At 72.0% G+C, this 18,446-nt stretch carries 16 protein-coding genes; 8 read left to right on the top strand and 8 right to left on the bottom strand.

What is annotated here, in order from left to right:
• Positions 1–207: 207 nt before the first annotated feature.
• Positions 208–1,188, bottom strand: coding sequence for a terpene synthase family protein (locus ACWD12_RS09890; RefSeq protein ID WP_450099097.1), 981 nt, complete (start codon positions 1,186–1,188; stop codon positions 208–210).
• A gap of 436 nt (positions 1,189–1,624) precedes the next feature.
• Between ACWD12_RS09890 and ACWD12_RS09885 the strand changes: the two genes are divergently transcribed.
• The 3 genes from ACWD12_RS09885 to ACWD12_RS09875 all read left to right on the top strand — a co-directional run bounded on the left by ACWD12_RS09885 (position 1,625) and on the right by ACWD12_RS09875 (position 6,447).
• Positions 1,625–3,424: a GMC oxidoreductase gene (locus ACWD12_RS09885; protein ID WP_450099096.1), complete on the top strand. Its 1,800-nt coding sequence runs from the start codon at positions 1,625–1,627 to the stop codon at positions 3,422–3,424.
• Positions 3,425–3,550: 126 nt separating this feature from the next.
• Positions 3,551–5,308: an apolipoprotein N-acyltransferase gene (lnt, locus tag ACWD12_RS09880; RefSeq protein ID WP_450099095.1), complete on the top strand. Its 1,758-nt coding sequence runs from the start codon at positions 3,551–3,553 to the stop codon at positions 5,306–5,308.
• Between the two features lie 374 nt (positions 5,309–5,682).
• Positions 5,683–6,447 carry a S1 family peptidase gene (locus ACWD12_RS09875; RefSeq protein ID WP_450099094.1) on the top strand — a complete coding sequence of 255 codons (765 nt, stop codon included), beginning with the start codon at positions 5,683–5,685 and terminating at the stop codon, positions 6,445–6,447.
• A gap of 24 nt (positions 6,448–6,471) precedes the next feature.
• Here the strand turns inward: ACWD12_RS09875 and ACWD12_RS09870 are convergent, their stop codons facing one another.
• The 4 genes from ACWD12_RS09870 to ACWD12_RS09855 all read right to left on the bottom strand — a co-directional run bounded on the left by ACWD12_RS09870 (position 6,472) and on the right by ACWD12_RS09855 (position 10,256).
• Positions 6,472–7,800 carry an RNA polymerase sigma factor gene (locus tag ACWD12_RS09870; protein ID WP_450099093.1) on the bottom strand — a complete coding sequence of 443 codons (1,329 nt, stop codon included), beginning with the start codon at positions 7,798–7,800 and terminating at the stop codon, positions 6,472–6,474.
• Positions 7,797–8,132: a YciI family protein gene (locus ACWD12_RS09865; protein ID WP_450099092.1), complete on the bottom strand. Its 336-nt coding sequence runs from the start codon at positions 8,130–8,132 to the stop codon at positions 7,797–7,799. The genes ACWD12_RS09870 and ACWD12_RS09865 overlap by 4 nt, the downstream gene beginning before the upstream one ends.
• A 63-nt stretch (positions 8,133–8,195) precedes the next feature.
• Positions 8,196–8,822, bottom strand: a complete 627-nt coding sequence (locus tag ACWD12_RS09860) for a dihydrofolate reductase family protein (RefSeq protein WP_450099091.1) — start codon at positions 8,820–8,822, stop codon at positions 8,196–8,198.
• A 102-nt stretch (positions 8,823–8,924) separates the two neighbouring features.
• Positions 8,925–10,256, bottom strand: a complete 1,332-nt coding sequence (locus tag ACWD12_RS09855; protein WP_450099090.1) for a PP2C family protein-serine/threonine phosphatase — start codon at positions 10,254–10,256, stop codon at positions 8,925–8,927.
• Positions 10,257–10,543: 287 nt separating this feature from the next.
• Between ACWD12_RS09855 and ACWD12_RS09850 the strand changes: the two genes are divergently transcribed.
• Entirely contained in the window at positions 10,544–10,894 is a 351-nt protein-coding gene (locus ACWD12_RS09850; RefSeq protein ID WP_358355957.1) for a DoxX family protein, read from the top strand.
• Positions 10,895–10,938: 44 nt separating this feature from the next.
• Here ACWD12_RS09850 and ACWD12_RS09845 read toward each other — a convergent pair whose 3' ends face one another.
• Positions 10,939–11,583, bottom strand: coding sequence for a VOC family protein (locus ACWD12_RS09845; protein ID WP_358355955.1), 645 nt, complete (start codon positions 11,581–11,583; stop codon positions 10,939–10,941).
• A gap of 244 nt (positions 11,584–11,827) precedes the next feature.
• Between ACWD12_RS09845 and ACWD12_RS09840 the strand changes: the two genes are divergently transcribed.
• The 4 genes from ACWD12_RS09840 to ACWD12_RS09825 all read left to right on the top strand — a co-directional run bounded on the left by ACWD12_RS09840 (position 11,828) and on the right by ACWD12_RS09825 (position 16,627).
• Positions 11,828–12,199: a DUF485 domain-containing protein gene (locus ACWD12_RS09840; protein WP_450099089.1), complete on the top strand. Its 372-nt coding sequence runs from the start codon at positions 11,828–11,830 to the stop codon at positions 12,197–12,199.
• A gap of 150 nt (positions 12,200–12,349) precedes the next feature.
• Positions 12,350–14,038 carry a solute symporter family protein gene (locus tag ACWD12_RS09835; protein WP_450099088.1) on the top strand — a complete coding sequence of 563 codons (1,689 nt, stop codon included), beginning with the start codon at positions 12,350–12,352 and terminating at the stop codon, positions 14,036–14,038.
• A gap of 325 nt (positions 14,039–14,363) precedes the next feature.
• Positions 14,364–15,440 (top strand): cytochrome c oxidase assembly protein, encoded by a 1,077-nt coding sequence (locus tag ACWD12_RS09830; protein WP_450099372.1) that lies wholly within the window; start codon positions 14,364–14,366, stop codon positions 15,438–15,440.
• Positions 15,441–15,445: 5 nt separating this feature from the next.
• Positions 15,446–16,627: a hypothetical protein gene (locus ACWD12_RS09825; RefSeq protein ID WP_450099087.1), complete on the top strand. Its 1,182-nt coding sequence runs from the start codon at positions 15,446–15,448 to the stop codon at positions 16,625–16,627.
• Positions 16,628–16,716: 89 nt separating this feature from the next.
• Here ACWD12_RS09825 and ACWD12_RS09820 read toward each other — a convergent pair whose 3' ends face one another.
• A complete protein-coding gene (locus ACWD12_RS09820; RefSeq protein WP_450099086.1) occupies positions 16,717–17,802 on the bottom strand; it encodes a PrsW family intramembrane metalloprotease in 1,086 nt (361 codons plus the stop codon).
• Positions 17,799–18,434, bottom strand: a complete 636-nt coding sequence (locus tag ACWD12_RS09815) for a hypothetical protein (RefSeq protein ID WP_450099085.1) — start codon at positions 18,432–18,434, stop codon at positions 17,799–17,801. The genes ACWD12_RS09820 and ACWD12_RS09815 overlap by 4 nt, the downstream gene beginning before the upstream one ends.
• Between the last annotated feature and the right edge of the window lie 12 nt (positions 18,435–18,446).

Genomic DNA, 18,446 nt, shown 5'->3' with positions numbered 1-18,446 from the left:
GATATCCCGATGCGGCTGTACGCCACTCCCAGGGTAGGACCGCGTTTCGCGGACATCCACGGTCACCGCCTCGGGAGATGCGCCCGATCGGTGGCCCCGACCGGACGGCGACACCGACCCGCCGGCGGCGCCTGCGAACGCCGCCGGAGCGGGCCCTCGACCGGCTGTACGAGGACCTGCTCCGGCACGGGGTGGCCAACGTTCCGGTCAGCCGGCCTGAGGCAGCGCCTCAAAATTCTCCAAGTAGGGGGCAGGGCCGGTCATCTGAGTCGTGTCGGCGACCGTGTACCTGCCGCTGTCGAGGCCCCACTCGTAGTTGCCCCGGATCCAGTCGCCGGTGCCCACGACGCCGAGTTCAACGGATTTCCTCTCCTCGTCGGTGAGTTGCAGTTCGTCGCACATGTCCGGGATCCGTGCGTGCAGTTCGACGACCTCGTCGAGCAGCCCGTACGTCATCCGGATCGCCTCGTCGAGCGCCGCCGACCGCGAGCAGCCCAGGTGCCGCTTCAGCACGGTGACCAGGTTGTGCCGGTCGCCGCGCGACTCCTCGCGGTCGAGCGAGTGCACGTCGTTCATGTACGCGATGCAGTCCGTGGTCGCGTGCCGCAGCCGGCGCATGACCGGGTGGGCCTGCGCCTGCGGCGGTACCTCGAACCCGCCTATGCGCTCGACCGCGTCCAGCGAGTGCTGGAGCCCCACGGTGTGCTGGCGCAGCGCCGTGTAGCCCGCCAGGTCCATGACCTCGCCGTGCGCCGCCAAGTGGATCTCGCACACGGCGGCGGCCATGAACCGGGCCCAGTTGCTCGCGAACCGGTTCTGCCAGGTCTCCGACATCCCGGCGCACATCTGCGGCCAGATCTCGACCCACGCCAGGGTCACCGGGCAGACGATGTCCGGCGCCGTGCCGACCGGCCGGAACGGGATCGCGATCATCTCGCGCGCGACCGCCGACACCTGCGACGGGCGGTCGCCCGAGGCGTCGAACTGGTCGTCGAAGAGGAAGGCGAAGCCGAACCAGTTGATCAGCATCTCGAGGTCGTCGCCGACCGCGTTCGGATACGTCCGGGCAGCCGCCTGGGCGAGGTCCCAGGACGCGTACTCGCGCAGGCCCGCCTCGCCCCGCACGAGCCCGTGCTCCCACGTCCAGTCGAGGTTGCGCAGCCGGGCCCGGTCAAGATCCGGGCTCACCCGCGAGGCGAAAGGGATCGTAAAGTGAACAGATTGCGGCATTTATTTTCTCCGTCCCGACTCAGCCGGTGACACGTTGCCCCGGCTCCCACCCGAGCCGCCGAACCATGGATTCCACGGCCCGCATCACCATCTACCCCTGGCCGAAAGCCACCCGCAAGGTTCTTATGCCGGTGAATTACCGAGGGTGTCCCCACTGTGACCTGATCGGCAATTCGGCGGCAAATATGGGCAGTTGCGACCCGCAAGTTGGACGCATTTGGATCGCATGACCCGGATTCAGCCGTGGTAGGCCCGCACCGGGCACCGCGGACCAGGTCCCAGGACACCTCCACGGACGCGCGCCGCACCGGGTTCAGACGGCCCCCGGGAGCAGCCGCCGGCCGGGTTCGGGCGGGGTCTTCCCCCGCGGGTTACCGGAAAGTAATGTGCCGCCATGACGAGCGAGCAGTGGACCGTTCCGGACAGTTTGCGAGCCTCGGCGGCCAAATCCGCGGGCGCTTCGGCCGGGCGGCGCCGACCGCGCCACCACTACGACGTCCTCGTGATCGGTTCCGGCTTCGGCGGGTCGGTGACCGCGCTGCGCCTCACCGAGAAGGGCTACCGCGTCGGCGTCATGGAGGCCGGCCGCCGGTTCACCGACGCCGACCTGCCCAGGACCTCGTGGCAGCTGCGCGACTACCTGTGGGCGCCCCGGCTGGGCCTGTACGGCATCCAGCGCGTCCACGTGCTCAAGGACGTCGTCGTCCTGGCCGGCGCCGGCGTGGGCGGCGGTTCGCTCAACTACGCCAACACGCTGTACCAGCCGCCCGCCCCGTTCTTCGCGGACCCGCAGTGGGGCCACATCACCGACTGGCAGGCCGAGCTGGAGCCGTTCTACCGGCAGGCGCGCAGAATGCTGGGCGTCGTGGTCAACCCGTACACCACGCCCGCCGACGAGCACATGAAGGCGGTCGCGGAGGAGATGGGCGTGGGCGACAGCTTCCATCTCGCCCCGGTCGGCGTGCTGTTCCCGCGCGACGGCGAGCGGCCCGGGCAGCGGGTCGCCGACCCGTACTTCGGCGGCGCGGGACCGGAGCGCACCACCTGCACCCAGTGCGGCTCGTGCATGACCGGCTGCCGGGTCGGCGCCAAGAACTCGCTGCTGAAGAACTACCTGTACCTCGCCGAGCAGGCCGGCGCCGAGGTGCACGCCGAGCGCACGGTGCGCCGCGTACGGCCGCTCGCGGGCGGCGGGTACGCCGTCGAGACCGTGCCGACCCGCGCCGCCACCCCGCGCGCGGCCCGCCGCGAAATGCGCACCTGGACCGCCGAGCACGTCGTCTTCGCGGCCGGCACGCTCGGCACCCAGCGCCTGCTGCACCGCATGGTCGCCGAGGGCACGCTGCCCCGGCTGTCGCGGCGCCTCGGCGAGCTGACCCGCACGAACTCCGAGGCCCTGCTCGGCGCCGCCGCCTTCGAGACCGGCGTCGTGGACGCGTCGGTCGGCGTGGCCATCACCTCGTCGTGGCACCCGGACGCGAACACCCACATCGAACCCGTGCGCTACGGCAAGGGCTCCAACGCGATGGGCCTGATGCAGACCCTGCTCACCGACGGCGACCGGCCGCGCCTGCGCCAGCTGTTCGGGCAACTCGCACGAAATCCGGGCAAGATCCGCATGCTGAGCGTGCGCAACTGGTCGGAGCGCACGATCATCGCGCTGGTCATGCAGTCGCTCGACAACTCCTTGACGGTCTACCGCAAGCGCGGGCTGTTCGGCCGCACCCGCATCACCACCCGGCAGGGACACGGCGACCCCAACCCCACCTGGATCCCGGCGGGCCACCGGGCCGTGGAGATCCTCGCCGAACGCCTGGGCGGTCAGGCGGGCGGCACGGTCGGCGACCTGTTCAACGTGCCCATGACCGCGCACATGCTCGGCGGCTGCGTGATCGGCGACTCCCCGCAGACCGGTGTGGTCGACCCGTACCACCGGCTGTACGGCCACCCCGGCCTCCACGTCGTCGACGGCGCCGCGGTGTCCGCGAACCTCGGCGTGAATCCGTCGCTGACCATCACCGCCCAGGCCGAGCGCGCGATGGCCCTGTGGCCCAACAAGGGGGATGCGGACGGCCGCCCGCCCCTGGGCCGGGGATATCGCCGCATTCCGTACGTCGCCCCGCGCACCCCGGCCGTCCCGTCCGAAGCCCCGGCCGCCCTGCGCCTGCCGGTGGTCAAGGCCGACCACCGGTAGCGCCCGACCTGCCCGCCCGCCCGGCGTCGGATGTCGCCACCTGCGGAGAATCCCGGGAGCGCGGCCCGCGCCGCGCGGTCGCGGGGACACTGGAGGGGTCGTACGACGGTGTGGTGAGATACCCGGATGAGGAGCAAGGGAGTCAGCGCGGCCGGTGCCGTCGGCGCGGCCGCGGATGACGCGGCGGGCGAGCCGGCGGCCGAGCCGGTGAGCGGCGCGCCCGAGGCTTCCGTACCGCCCGCGCCCGAAGGCATCGCGGCGCCGCCCTTCGTCCCCGGCCGCTGGGGGGCCGTGCTCGCGGTGCTCGGCGGCGTGCTGCTGTTCGCCGGGTTCGAGCCCGTCGACTTCTGGCCCCTCGCGTTCGTCGGTCCAGCGCTGCTGATCGTGGCCCTCAAGGGCCGCCGCCCCCGGACCGCGTTCTGGTACGGCTTCATCTTCGCCGTCGCCCTCTTCGCACCCCTCGTGCTGTGGCTGAGCAACCTCGGCTGGCTGCCCTGGGCCGCCCTCACGCTGGCCGAGTCGGCGCTGTTCGGCCTGCTCGCCATGCCCGTGCCCGCGCTGCTGCGGCGGCGCGCCTGGCCGGTGTGGATCGCCGCGTGGTGGATCGCCGTCGAGGCGATCCGCGGCCGCGAACCCCTCGGCGGATTCCCCTGGGGGCGCCTCGCCTTCAGCCAGGCCGACTCGCCGGCCCTCGGCTGGGTGACCGTGGCCGGCGCGCCCGGCCTCAGCCTCGTCGTGGTGCTGGTGCCGGTCGCCCTCGCGTGGCTGGTGCTCGCCGGCCCGGGCCGGCGCCGCCCGGCCGTCGCCGGCCTCGTCGGATCGCTCGCCCTGGTCGGCATGGGACCGCTGCTGCTGCCTGAGCCGACCGGCGGCGGCCAGACCGTCACGGTGGCCGCCGTGCAGGGCAACGTGCCGCGCGCCCGCAATCTCGAAGAGCAGACGCGCGTCCGCAACGTCACCGAGAACCACGTCAAGGCCACCCACCAACTCGCCGACGACATCCGCGCGGGCCGGGTGCCGAAGCCGGACCTGGTCATGTGGCCCGAGAACGCGACCGACGACGACCCGCGCGTCGACCCGTACCTCGGGGCGCTCGTCGACGAGGCGGTCAACGACGTGGGCGTGCCGGTGCTGGTCGGCGCGATCCTGGACGGCGGGCCGGAGGGACGGCCGTACAACGCCGGCCTGATGTGGCGGCCGCGCACCGACCCGCAGCCCGGGCCCGGCGAGTGGTACGCCAAGCGCCACCTCGTGCCCTTCGGCGAGTACATCCCCATGCGCGACGTGCTGGGCGGCCTCGGCGACCTCCAGCTGATCCCGCGCGACTTCGAACCGGGCCAGGACAAGCCGGTGCTGTTCCGCACCGGGCCGATCGTGCTCGCGGACACCATCTGCTACGAGGTCGGCTACGACGGCAACGTGCGCAGCACGGTGACGCCCGGCGCGAACCTGATGGTCGTGCAGACCAACAACGCGACGTACGAGCGCGGCATCAGCTTCGGGCAGAGCGAGCAGCAGCTCGACATGGCCCGCATACGCGCGGTCGAGCACGACCGCGCCACCGTCGTCGTCTCGACGGTCGGCATCAGCGCGGTCGTCGCACCGGACGGATCGGTCCTGTCGCGGACCGACCTGTGGGAACCGGGCGTGCTGGTCGAGACCGTCCCGCTGCGGGACGGTACGACCCTGGCCGACCGCGTCGGCTACTGGCCCGAACTGGCGATCTGCCTGCTCGCCGCGTTCGGCGTGCTGAGCGGCGTCGACTGGCCGCGCGCCGCGTCCCGCCTCCGCCGCCGGGCCGGCGGGACCGAGGAGCGGACGCCCACGGCGCCGGACCCGTCGCCCGCGCAGCGCCCGCCGGGCACGTCGGGCACCACGGCCTGAGCACGGGCACGGGACCGTCGCCCGCCCTGCGCGCCGCGGCATCGGTCGGCTGTGGAGTCTCGCGTCTGGGGTCTCGTGCTTGTGGGTCTCGTGCCTGTCGGTCTCGCGGTTGTCGGTCTCGCGGTTGTCGGTCTCGTGTCCGCAGGTCTCGTGTTCCTGTCTCGAACCCTCGTGACCCCCGACCTCCCTCCCCGGAACCTCCCATCCCCCCTTGCCCGTTGGGTGGGTAGGGGGCCTGCGATCACCGTTTTTCCCGACTCGTGTTCGCCCCACCGGTGAATTTCTGCGAACCCGCGCCTGATTCGCGCGTCCGAGCGGCCCGCCTCACGCGTAGCACGGGTATCGGCACACCACCCGTACGCAGAGGAGCCTCCATGCCCCGTACCCGCCGCACGTCGTTCGCGCTCGCGTTCGGCCTCGCGCTCGCCCTGGTCGGAGTTCTCGCTCCGACCGCGAGCGCCGTCCGCAACGGCACCGACACCCCGGTCGGCCGTACCCCCTACGTCGTCGCGCTGGTCACCGCCGACGGGGAACTCCTCTGCGGCGGAACCCTCGTGGCCCCGAACAAGGTCCTCACCGCGGCGCACTGCGTCACCGCGGTCGACGACCCGACGGCCATCCGCGTGGTGGCGGGCCGCACCGACTACACCGGCACCGGCGGGCAGGAGCGGCGCGTGACACGGGCGCGTGTGCACCCGCAGTTCGAGCAGGGCACCCTCACGTACGACGCCGCCGTCCTGGTCCTCAACCGCCCGCTCCCGTACGCCACCGCGCCCATCGCCGGCGCCCGCGACAACGCGCTCTACAAGACGGGCAACAAGGCCACCGCGTACGGCTGGGGCCAACGCGACGGCGGCGAGCCCACCACACGTCTCCAGCGCACCACGCTCGTCCTCGGCAAGATCGCCGCCTGCGAGCCCTACACGTTCCCCGGGGACACCGCCGCGACCAAGGTGTGCGGCCTCCCGCCCGCGAACAACCCCGGCACGAGCATCTGCCGCGGCGACTCCGGCGGCCCGCTGATCGAGAAGGGCAAGCTCGTGGGCATCGTGTCGTCCGGCAACAAGTACTGCGGCGCCGAACAGCCCCTCTCGGTGTTCACGCGCGCGAGTGCGGTGCGCAAGGGTCTGGGACTGTAAGGCCCCTCTTGTGAATCCCCGGCGTCATCCGGCGGCCGGGTCGCGGAGTTCCGCCAAGCGTGCGCGGAGCAACGCGCGTTCGGCGTCGTTGCCGGAAAGGGCGATCGCCGATTCAAGGGCCTCCGCGGCGGCTCCGAGGTCGCCGGACCGGCGCAGCAGCTCGGCCTTGACGGCGGGCAGGTAGTGGTACGCGGCGAGACGGCCGTCCTGTTCGAGCCGTGCGATCTCCTCGAGTGCGGGTGCGTGGCCGTCGACTTCGGCGACGGCCACCGCCCGGTTGAGTGCGACCACCGGCGACGGCCAGATGGCGAGCAGCGCGTCGTAGACGGCGAGGATCTGCGGCCAATCGGTCTCGTCGTACGTCGGTGCCGCGGCGTGGAGCGTCGCGATGGCCGCCTGCAGGGTGAAGCGATCGGCCGGACCGGCGCGCAGGGCGGCGTCGACCAGGCGCTCGGCCTCTGCGATAACCGTGCGGTCCCAGAGCGAGCGGTCCTGCTCGGCAAGGGTCGACGGGCGTCCGTCCGGTGCCGTGCGCGTTGCGCGTCGCGCATGGTTGGCGAGAACGAGCGCCAGCAGGCCGGACGCCTCGGGCTCCTGCGGCAGGGACGCGTGCAGCATCCGGGCGAGATCGAGGGCGCGCTGCGCCGGTTCGTCGGCGAGCAGTTCGGGCCCGCTGGGAGCGGCATGGCCTGCCGTGGAGAGCAGATGTACGACGGTCAGCACGACGTCCAGCCGTTCCGGCAGCTCACCGGGGCTCGGCAGGCGGAAGGCGACGCGCTCGGCCCGGAGCTTCTTCTTCGCGCGGGTGATCCGCGCCGCCAGCGTGGGTTCGGGTACGAGCAGCATTCGGGCGATGTCCCCGGTGGGCACTCCGCACACAAGCCGCAGCGTGAGCGCGACCTGCCCCTCACGAGGGAGCACCGGGTGGCAGCACAGGAAGATCAGCCGCAGTCGGTCGTCCAATAGCGCTCGGGCACCGGGCAGCGCACCGGAGTTCACCGCACTGTGCTTCACCGCGTCGAAGTCCAAGGCGTCGGAGTCCAAGGCGTCGGAGCTCAAGGCCTCCGGGTGCGGCGCATCGGTCTCGCCTTCGACCAGGAGGGGGAGCTTGGCCTCCAGGGTCCTGGCGCGGCGCAGGGCGTCGATGGCGTTGTGCCGCGCCGCGACGGTCAGCCACGCCCCCGGCCGGTCCGGTACGCCGTCGCGTGCCCACGATTCGAGCGCGGCGGCGTACGCGTCCTGCACGCATTCCTCGGCCAGGTCGAGGTCGCGGGTGACGCGCACCGTCGCGGCGAGCAGGATGGCCCACTCGCGACGGTGCGCGTCGGCGATCGCCTCGCGTACCAGGTTCATGGCCCCATGAGCGGCCACACCTCGACGGCGCCGTCCATGATGGGGAGCAGCTTGGCGACGGCCAGGGCCTGGTCGAGGTCGGCGGCGTCGACGACGAAGAACCCGGCGATGACCTCTTTGCTCTCGAGGAACGGGCCGTCGGTGACCATCCCGCCCTTGTGGACGGTGCGCGCGGTCCGGCTCGGCTGCATGCCGTGCTCGTGCACGACCCGCACGCCCATGGCGGCGATCTTCTCGCCCGCCGCGAGGTTGGCCTCCATGACGTCGGGAGGGATGTCGGCGACGCCTCCGGGCGTCTCCTTCTCATAGATGAGCACTGCGAAGTTCGGCATGGGCTGATCCGTTTCTGCACATCGCGCCCGCGGGGTGCGCGGCCGCTGCCGTCGAGGCGCGGGTCACCAGTTCCCGGTCTCGGGTCCCAGGAGGCCGTGGGTGAGCGCACCGTCGCGAACGTAGGAGCTGATGACGACACCGGTGTCCGACACCGTCGAGCCGGTGATCTTGAAGGCGCCGGGTGTCGTCCCGGTGCCGAACAGACGCTTGCCCGATCCGACCAGCACGGGAAACGTCAGCAGGTGGAACTCGTCCACGAGGTCCTGGGCAAGCAGGGTCTGGACCAGGTCGCCGCTGCCGTGCACCTGGATCTCGCCGCCCTCCTCCTGCCTCAGTTTCCGCACCGCGTCCGCGACGTCGCCGTCCAGGAGCGTGGAATTGCGCCAGGACAACGCGGGCGACGTCCGCGACGCCACGTACTTGGGGACCGCGTTCAGCCGCGCACCGATCGGGTCGTCCGCGGTGGTCAACGGCCACGCGGCGGCGAACATGTCGTACGTCTTCCGGCCCAGGAGCAGCGCGCCCATGCGGGCGGCCCCCTCGGCCATCAGGCCCATCATCGCCGCGTCGAAGAACGGCACGGCCCAGCCTCCCTGGGTGAAACCGCCCTCCCGGTCCTCGTCGGGGCCGCCGGGGCCCTGCACGACGCCGTCCAACGACACGAACGCCATCACCATGAGCTTGCGCATGGCCGTACCTCCACGGGTGTTGTCCTGGGCTCCGGTCGGCGCCCTCGTCCAGGACGGCGAACGGGCACCGCCGAAATCGACAACCGCGGCGGAAAAATCCGATCACAGTCCCAACACGACGAGGGCGATGTCGTCGGTGGCGCTGTCGGACGGGACGAGGTCGGCGAGGACGGCATCGGCCAACTGCTCGGGGGCCAGGTCGCGGTGGAGGGTGAGGGCGTCCGCCAGTCGGGTCAGACCGACGTCGATGTCTTCCCCGCGTCGCTCGACGAGGCCGTCCGTGTACAACGTCAGAATCGAGCCCTCGCGGTACGGGTGCTTCGCCTGCGGAGACCTCCCGTGCTCGGCCCGGACGCCGAGCGGCGGGTCCGTGGCCCGGTCCAGGTACGCCACCGTGCCGTCCGGGCCGACCAGTACGGGCGGAAGGTGCCCCGCACTGCTGTAGTCGAGAACGCGTCGGACGGGGTCGATGAGCACCACCGCGGCGGTCGCGGACTCGGCACCCGATACGGAGGCGGCGTGCAGCCCGAGTGCCGTCAGCGCGTGCGCGGGCCCCTGGGCGATGCGCACCGCGGCCGTGAGCGCGCTCCGCAGCTGGCCCATGACCGCGGCCGCGCGCAGACCGTGCCCCACCACGTCGCCGACCGCGACCGCGGTACGGCCGTCGGGCAGGTCGACCAGGTCGTACCAGTCGCCGCAGACGTTGAGCGCACCCAGCGCGGGCCTGTACCGCACGGCGGCGGCGTGCCGTCCGGCGCGATGCACCGGCGTGGGCAGCATCGCGTCCTGCAGGACGAGCGCCACCTCGCGCTCGCGCGCGTGCGCCTTGCGCAGGCGATTGTTGACCTCTTGCAGTTCCCGGGCCCGCGTGTAGACCTCGGCCTGCAGGAACCGGGCTTGGTCGTCGCCGCTCCCGGCCTGGGCGCGCAGGAGCTCGGTCACTTCCTCGACACGGTGCAGCACCCAGCGCAGCCGGCCGCCGGAGTCGAAGACCGGGGTGTTCAGGATGCTCCAGTACCGCTCGTCCCACGTACCGGGTCGGCTCGGCCGCTGGGTGTCGTAACGCTGCACGGCCATGGCGTCGCGCTGTGCGGTGGTCGCCACCCGGCGCAGCGACGCCTCCAGGTTGCGGGTGCCGGTGGCCGTCTGGTCGTTCGGGTTGTCGGGGAACACATCGAAGATGTAGCGGCCCAGCAACTGGTCGCGGCTGCGTTGCGCGAGACGCAGATAGGCGGGGTTGGCCTCGATGTACACCAGATCGGGGGTGAGGAGCGCCACCCCGGCGGGCAGCGCCTCGAAGACGGCCTCGAAGTCCACGAGGGAACGCGGCGCCTGCGCCTCCGCGCGGGCCGGGTCGCGGGCGGTCGTGCCCGTGGTGCTGTCAGTGGTGCTGTCCGCGGGCCTGTCAGACGGGCGGTGCACTGGTGCGCTCATGCCCCACCACCTGTAGGTGAAGCCCCCGAGCCGGTGTCTTGGTCCCTACCGTACGCGCGCCCCCTCGCGGTCGGCACGGATCGAAGCGGATACGGCCGACGGCGGTGCCGGCACCGGCGCCCGTTCCTGCGCCTGCTCCCGCTTCTGCACCCGCTGCTGCTTCCGCACCTGCCCCCACTCCCGCGTCGGGTCGCCCCGCCCCCACCCTGGCGTCCCCCGCATCGGAGCGGCAAAGTGGATATGGCCCGCTAAAACCATGCGAGTCCCCACCTCGTGGGAGGCGCGTCGTGTTCGTGGCCACCGTCATCGTTTCGTGTGTGCTCGCCGCCGTGGTCGCGCTCTCGGCGGGGTTCAAGCTCACCCACAACCAGGAGATCGTGCAGCAGTACGCCCGGCTCGGCGTCCCCGAGGACCGGCTCGACCAGCTCGCGGTCCTGCTCCTCGCGGGCGCGGGCGGGCTGCTCGTGGGCCTTGCCTGGTGGCCGATGGGGGCCGCGGCGGCCGCGGGCTTGGCGGTCTACTTCCTCGGCGCCGTCGCGGTGCACGTACGGGCGGGCGTACTGCGGACCATCGGCACGCCGCTCCTCGTCGAGGCACTTGCGGTCGCGGCCCTCGTACTGCGGCTCGGCACGCGCTGAGGCGTGCCGAACCCAGTCGATCGACACAGGCTCGCCACGGGTGGTCAGTCGATCCGGACCGTGCCGTCGTCCGTCTCGAAGTACACCGCGGTGAGGCCCGCGTCGTCGTCCTCGCCGGGCGGGCTCCAGTCGACGTCCACGTCGTCGAGCGGGTGGTTCTCCGGCTCGCCGAGCCAGCCGGAGACCGTCGACGGGGTGCCGGCGATCGCCAGCCTGCGGATGCGTACCGCCGTGCGCACGTCGGCGGACGGGTGCTGCGCCATGTCGAGCCACTGGATGATGTACGGCAGCTGCGGGTCGTCCATCAGATCCAGGACGCCGATCTGACGCCACTTCAGGTCGTACCGGTCCGGGCGCACCCGGTGCCCGTCCACGGCCGGGCGCCCGAGGCGCTCCTCGACCGGCGCGATGTCGTCGACGCGCGCGACCCAGCCGAGCCAGCCGCCGCCCAGTTCCGCGCGGCGCTTGACCGCGCGGCCGAAGGGCGCGGCGTCGGTCGCGGGGTGGTCGAGCGTCGTGACCACCTCCATGTACATGCCGCCCGCCAGGGGCAGGACGAAGTTGCGTGTTCCGAAACGCGGATGCACGCCGCCGTCCTGGAACGGCGCGCCGAGCATCGAGCCGAGCCGCCCGACGGTCGAGACGAACTCGCCGGGGGAGACGGCGTAGGAGACGTGGTCGAGTCGCATGCCGCGGCTCCTTCCCTGGTCGGAGAGGGCCAACCGTCCGGCCGGGCGGTTCCCACGAAGGGGTGACGCGCCGGAACGTCAGCCGTACGGCGGCTTCCGGAGGGCTCGGGTGCCGCCGTTCAATGCGTGTTTATCGCCGCCCGCAGTCGTTGGGCTGTCTGGCTGAACAGCCGCATTCCTCCGTTTGTCTCCGGGAGTACCCCTTCATGATGACCCCTGCCCGCACGTCTTCGGCGGGGTGCCGATGACGCCCCCGACCACGACTGCCGGGACCACCGCCGGCCCGGCTCCCGGCGCCGCGCCGACGGAGAGCACGCTGCACGACGACCCCCGGTTCCGCGAACTCAAGCGGCGGTTCCGCCGGTTCGCGTTCCCGGTCACCGCGGTCTTCCTCGGCTGGTACCTGCTGTACGTGCTGCTGTGCGCGTACGCCCGCGACTTCATGGCGCACAAGATCTCCGGCAACATCAACGTCGCCCTCGTGTTCGGACTCGGCCAGTTTGCCGCGACGTTCCTGACCGCCTGGATCTACTCCCGGTACGCGGACCGCCGCCTCGACCCGCTGTCCGCCGAACTGCGCGCAACCGCCGCCGTGCGAAGCGGGGTGGCGGCATGAGCGAGCGGAGCGAGCGAATCAATAAGAGGATGCGTTTCGCGATTGCGGCCGCCGTGCGAAGCGGGGTGGCGGCATGAGCGAGCGGAGCGAGCGAATCAATAAGAGGATGCGTTTCGCGATTGCGGCCGCCGAGCGAAGCGAGGTGGCGGCATGAGTGATCACAAGACGCTGACGGTCGCGCTGTTCACCGTCTTCATCGTCGCGACACTCGCCATCACCGTCGTCGCCGGCCGCCGCACCCGCAGCGCGGCCGACTTCTACGCGGGCGGCCGATCATTCTCCCCGCTCCAGAACGGCGTCGCGATCGGCGGGGACTACATGTCCGCCGCGTCGTTCCTCGGCATCGCGGGCATCCTCGCGCTGTCCGGCTACGACGGATTCCTCTACTCCATCGGCTTCCTGGTGGCGTGGATCGTCGCGCTGCTCCTGGTCGCCGAACCGCTGCGCAACAGCGGGCGGTTCACCATGGCCGACGCCATCTCGGAGCGCCTCCGCTCGCCGCAGGTCCGGGTCGCGGCGGGGATCTCCACCATCGTGGTGTCGATCTTCTACCTGCTCGCCCAGATGGTCGGGGCGGCGTCGGTGATCTCGCTGCTGCTGGGGGTGTCCTCGGACGCCTCGCGGATCTGGACGATCGTCGCGGTGGGCGCGCTGATGATCTTCTACGTCACGGTCGGCGGCATGAAGGGCACCACCTGGGTGCAGATCGTCAAGGCGGTCCTGCTCATGATCGGGGCCTGCGTCATGACCGTGTGGGTGCTCGCGAAGTTCGACTTCGCGGTGTCCGACCTGCTCGGCGCCGCCGCGAGCCAGTCCGGCAAGGGCGACGCGTTCCTGCAGCCCGGCCTCAAGTACGGCGCCACCGACGGCTGGTCCAAGCTGGACATGATCAGCCTCGGCATCGCCCTGGTCCTCGGCACCGCCGCACTGCCGCACATCCTCGTACGCTTCTACACCGTGCCGGACGCGAAGGCCGCCCGGAAGTCGGTCAACTGGGCGATCGGCATCATCGGCGCCTTCTACCTGATGACCCTGGTCATCGGCTTCGGCGCGGCCGCGCTGGTCGGCAGCAAGACGATCAGGGGCGCCGACCCCTCCGGCAACACCGCCGCGACGCGCCTGGCCGAACACCTCGGCGGCGGGCCGGGCAGCACCGGGGGCGCGGTGATGCTCGCGTTCATCGCCGCCGTGGCGTTCGCGACGATCCTCGCCGTGGTCGCGGGCCTGACGCTCGCCTCGTCCTCGTCGTTCGCCCACGACCTGTACGCCGGGGTCCTCAAGCGCGGCGGGACCACCGACGCCGAGGAGGTGAGGGTCGCGCGGATCGCCGCCATCGTCATCGGCGGCGTGGCCATCGCCCTTTCCGTCTTCGCGCGCGAGCTCAACGTCGCGTTCCTCGTGGCACTGGCCTTCGCGATCGCCGCGTCGGCGAACCTGCCCGCCATCGTGTTCGCGCTGTTCTGGCGGCGCTTCACCAAGGCCGGCGCAATCGCGGGTGTCTTCGGCGGCCTGATCTCGGCGATCGTCGTGGTGGCGCTGTCGCCCATCGTGTGGGGCGGCGCGAGCGAGACGAAGCCCGCGGTGACCCTCACCGCCGCGCAGGCCGACAAATGCGGTGTGGCGGACGGTTCGCGGAGCGTCGGCAACCCGACCGCTCTCGTGTCCTGCACCACCGTCGCGCCGATCCCGCTGGAGAACCCGGGCCTCATCTCGATCCCGGTCGGGTTCCTGTGCGCCGCGGCCGGAACCCTGCTCACCGACAAGCGCCGGACCGACGAGGACGACGCGGCGTTCGACGAACTGGAGGTACGCGCCCTCACGGGCGTCGGAGCGCACTGAGGGCTGGGACGGGGTCGGGCCCGTGGGCACCCGCCCGACCCCAGGCGTCCGTGCGCAGAGCCGTCCCGCGCAGGCGCGCCGATATATCACCTGTCCGGGCGACTCCACCAGAGCCGGGCCCGACCCGGTGCCCGAACGCCGGGCGCCGTACGTCACAGTGGATGCCATGGCTCCATCTCCTCGCACGCCGGGCCCGGGCGCGTTCCGGGCCGTCGCGCTGATCGCCCTCGGCATCGCCCTGTTCCTCGGCGCGCTGATGCTCGGCGACAGCATGGACGACCTGCACGGGTCCGGCGGCCACCACAGCGGCGGATCGACCAGCGGCATGGCCGACATGGCCGCCTCGCTGGGCCCGCCGACGTTCGGTCGGATGTTCGGCTGGTACCCCGAACCGTTGTTCCTCGCGGGCAGCATCGCCGCCGTCCTGTTCTACGGCGCCGGGGTGTGGCGGCTGCGCAGCAGAGGCGACAAGTGGCCGATCGGCCGCACGCTGGCGTGGCTCGCGGGTGTGGGCACGGTGCTGCTGTCGACGTCCAGCGGAGTGGCGGTGTACGGCACCGCGCTCTTCAGCGTGCACATGGTGCAGCACATGATCCTGAGCATGCTCTCGCCGATCCTGCTGCTGCTCGGCGCGCCCATCACCCTCGCGCTGCGGTCCATCCGGCCCGCCCGCAAGGGCGCGGACGGCAAGGCGGGGCGCGGGCCGCGCGAGATCCTGCTGACCGTGCTGCACAGCCGGTTCGCGGCGGTCATGTCGTCGCCCGGGGTCACCCTCCCGCTGTTCATCGCGAGCCTGTACGTCCTCTACTTCACCCCGCTGTTCGACCTGGCCATGGGCAACATGTGGGGCCACCGCTGGATGACGTTCCACTTCCTGGCCGTCGGCCTGCTGTTCTTCTGGCCGATCATGGGCATCGACCCCGCGCCCCGCAAGCACGGCTACGTCATGAAGATGCTGGAACTGTTCGCGGGCATGCCCTTCCACGCGTTCTTCGGCGTCGCGGTCATGATGTCGTCGTCGCTGATCGTCGACTCCTTCGAGCAGCCGCCGCCTTCGTGGGGCACGGACGTCCTCGCCGACCAGCAGATGGGCGGCGGCATCGCGTGGGCCTTCGGCGAGGTCCCGACGGTCATCGTGCTGCTGGTGATCTTCTCCCAGTGGATGAGCTCGGAGGAACGCCTCGCCCGCCGCAAGGACCGCGCCGCGGATCGCGACGGCGACGCGGAACTGGACGCGTACAACGCGTACCTGACCCGACTGGCCGGCGGCGTGACGCCTGCGGCGGCGACTGATGCCGACGTCGACGTCGACGCCGGGCAGGACACGGAGACAGTGCCCTCCGCGCCGTCGGCATCGTCAGCTTCGTCGGCGAATTCGTCGTCCTCCCGCCGGCAAGGCTGAGGCGCGTGGGGGAGCCGAGTGCCGAGCGGCTGGCCGCCGAACTGACCGCCGCCGGCCACCTCACCCCAGATTGGGTCGAGCCCTGGCGGGCCGTGGACCGCGCCGACTTCGTACCCGCGCGTGTGTGGGTGTCCGACCCCGAGGGGTACCGCCGTTTCGACCGTGCCGACGACCCGGACCGCTGGCGCGCCCTGGTCTACTCCGACACCGTTCTCGTCACGCAGGTCGAGGGCGGGGCGACCGAGCCCGAGGTGTCCTCGTGGCCGACCAGCAGCGCCATGATGCCGCGCATGGTGGCCGGCATGATGGCGGCGCTCGACGTTGCCGACGGCCACCGCGTCCTGGAAATCGGCACGGGAGTTGGCATCGGCGCGGCGCTGCTGAGCGCGCGGCTCGGCGACTCGGCCGTCACCTCGATCGAGGTCGACCCGGTCGTGGCCGCCGGAGCCCGCCGGTCACTCGACCGAGCGGGGCGGCACCCGTACCTGGCGGTGGGCGACGGCATGACCGGCGTGCCGGAACGCGCCCCGTTCGACCGGGTGTTGTCGACGTGCTCGGTACGCACGGTGCCGTGGGCCTGGATCGCCCAGACGCGCCCCGGCGGCCACGTCCTGACGCCGTGGGGCACGGGGCTCTACAACGGTGTGCTGCTCGACCTGGAGGTCGCGGAGGACGCCGACGGACGCTACGCCACCGGCCGCGTCGTCGGCGACGCGGCGTTCATGTGGGAACGCGGCCAGGGCACGGCGCCGGACTTCGGCTTCGGCGTAGTCGGCGCCGGGACACCCACGATCGTGACCACGACCACGACCACGACGCTGGACGCCCGCGTGCTCTCCGGCTCGCGCGATGCCGCCTTCGCGGTGGGCCTGCTGGTGCCCGGCGTACGCTCGCACATCCACCGCACGGCCGGCACGTCCGGCGTTGCCGCACTCGACTCGCTCACCCTCCACCTGACCGACCCCGAAACGCGCTCCTGGGCTCGCATCGAACACGTCCCGGGGCGTACCGAGTTCGCCGCCGAGCGGGCCGGCCCCCGCGACGTCCTCGCCGAGGCCGAAGCCGCCCTGCGCTGGTGGCACGCCGCAGGCGCCCCCGCCCGCTCCCGCCTCGGAGTCACCATCCGCAAGTCCGGCCAGACGGAGTGGCTCGACACCCCGGAGACGCCGATCGGCACGCGGGCGTAGGCGCACTGGGGCCCTCATTCGTGGGGTGGGTCGCCCGTGAAGGCTTGTTCAGACCGGTAATTCTTCCGGGAGCCCCGAGCCCCGCGCGCCTACAGCCGTGCTCGGGCTGCGGCTACCTCGGCTCGCAGTTCGGCGGCGATCTCCGGGGTGTCCGGGTCTGCGGTTGGCAGGCGGGCTTCCAGGAGGTCTAGTTGGCGTTCCTGTACGTCGGCGATGCGGGCCCGGACTGTGGGGGTTCGGGCGATCCGTCTGGCCCGCACGCGGCTTCGGCGGCCCAGCAGGGTGCGGGCCTCCGACGGCCGGACCGTGTCGTACGCCGCCTCCTCCTGTGCGACCTCCCGCAGCCTCGCCCGGTAGCCCCGCCGCACCGCCCGGAAGACCAGGAGCGCGACGACCAGGTTCACCGCGACCTTGACGACTATGCCGCCCGGGAAGCCGAGGATCGGCGCGTTGAACTGCCAGTGCATTGCCATGGCCAGCGCCCAGAACACCACAGCGATGCCGATGCGGCGGGCGAGCGGTGTGCCGTTCCGGGCCACCAGGAAGCCGATGCCCGTGCCCGCGACCGCCGTCATCGCCCAGTGTGAGCCCCAGCCGGTGAGGAGCACGCGGACGACGAACGACCCGACGACCGAGCCGCCGGGGGAGGTGGCGCCTTGCAGAAGGATGTTGTTGAGGGCGTACATGAGGTTCTCGGTCGCCTGGAAGCCGAGGCCGACGAGCGCGCCGTAGACCCAGCCGTCGACCGGCCCGCGTACCGCACGCGCCGCCACGAAGGTCAGCATGACGACGCCGCAGAGCTTGAGCGTCTCCTCGTTCCACGGGGCGGTCAGGGCGGCACTCCAGTCGTCCGCGAACTGAACGCCGCGGGTACGCGCCCAGATGGCGCCGAGACCGGTGTTGGCGATGACCGCGCAGCCGGTCGCCGCCGTCATGCCCCATACGACGCAGGCGACGGAAGGCGGGCCGGGCGGCGGGCGCACGGGGCGTACGCGGCGGGCCAGGGCGTACCCGAACACCAGTGTGGGGACCAGCAGCCCCGCCGCCAGCAACGTCGCGGCGGGGAACACCCGGACGGCGTCGAAGTAGTTGAGGCCGAGCGAGACCGCCCCGAAGACGCACGCGGCAAGGCCGACCCACAGGGAGAAGGACCGGACGGAAAGCGCCCCCGTCACGACGCGGGCCTTGTGAAGGTGAGGGAGCGGATGACCGAGAGCGCCGCCGCCAGGTCCGCGTCGTCGCGCGTACCGGAATCGGACGTCGATGCGGAAGCGGACGCGGCGTCGGTCGGCCCTAGTGCGACCATCCGGATCGCGAAGCTCTCGTCCGGCGCCGGGTAGATCGCGGCGGTGCCGCGCTCGCCGCGTTGGGTGAGGTCGCCGATGCTGCCCCGGGCGCCGCTTGCCGAGACCACGGGTGTCGGCGGGCCGACGCGCGCGTCCGACGCCGAGACGCGGGCGCTGCGGCGCAGGCCGTCCCACAGCCGGTCCGCGTAGTCGGACGACATCAGGCTCAGGTACGCCACCGTCAGTTCGGTGTCGCCCCGCGTCAGTACGTACTCCTGCGACGGCACCGTCTCCGACTCGGCCACGGTCCAGCCGTCCCCGACCACCGTGAACCACGCGTGGTCGCCGTTGCCCGGACCCACCCGCAGGACGGCTCCGCCGGGCAGCACCCGGTCGTCGGACAGCCGCGAGGCGAGGAAGGGCCAGCCTGCGACGAGCAGCGCCATCACGGCCACGACGGTCGGCGGGCCCCACCACGGCGCACGGCGGCCCCGGCGGTCGGCGGTACGCGGCTGGCCCATGGCACCAGCGTT

The sequence above is a fragment of the Streptodolium elevatio genome (genome assembly GCF_053592165.1).
Note: the sequence above shows the minus strand (reverse complement) of the source record. Positions and strands in the feature narration are given on the sequence as shown.

Coding starts and splice junctions, on each gene's coding strand:
- ACWD12_RS09885 (WP_450099096.1), top strand. CDS start 1,625: ATGACGAGCGAGCAGTGGACCGTTCCGGACAGTTTGCGAGCCTCGGCG.
- lnt (WP_450099095.1), top strand. CDS start 3,551: ATGAGGAGCAAGGGAGTCAGCGCGGCCGGTGCCGTCGGCGCGGCCGCG.
- ACWD12_RS09875 (WP_450099094.1), top strand. CDS start 5,683: ATGCCCCGTACCCGCCGCACGTCGTTCGCGCTCGCGTTCGGCCTCGCG.
- ACWD12_RS09870 (WP_450099093.1), bottom strand. CDS start 7,800: ATGAACCTGGTACGCGAGGCGATCGCCGACGCGCACCGTCGCGAGTGG.
- ACWD12_RS09865 (WP_450099092.1), bottom strand. CDS start 8,132: ATGCCGAACTTCGCAGTGCTCATCTATGAGAAGGAGACGCCCGGAGGC.
- ACWD12_RS09860 (WP_450099091.1), bottom strand. CDS start 8,822: ATGCGCAAGCTCATGGTGATGGCGTTCGTGTCGTTGGACGGCGTCGTG.
- ACWD12_RS09855 (WP_450099090.1), bottom strand. CDS start 10,256: ATGAGCGCACCAGTGCACCGCCCGTCTGACAGGCCCGCGGACAGCACC.
- ACWD12_RS09845 (WP_358355955.1), bottom strand. CDS start 11,583: ATGCGACTCGACCACGTCTCCTACGCCGTCTCCCCCGGCGAGTTCGTC.
- ACWD12_RS09840 (WP_450099089.1), top strand. CDS start 11,828: ATGACGCCCCCGACCACGACTGCCGGGACCACCGCCGGCCCGGCTCCC.
- ACWD12_RS09835 (WP_450099088.1), top strand. CDS start 12,350: ATGAGTGATCACAAGACGCTGACGGTCGCGCTGTTCACCGTCTTCATC.
- ACWD12_RS09830 (WP_450099372.1), top strand. CDS start 14,364: ATGGCCGACATGGCCGCCTCGCTGGGCCCGCCGACGTTCGGTCGGATG.
- ACWD12_RS09815 (WP_450099085.1), bottom strand. CDS start 18,434: ATGGGCCAGCCGCGTACCGCCGACCGCCGGGGCCGCCGTGCGCCGTGG.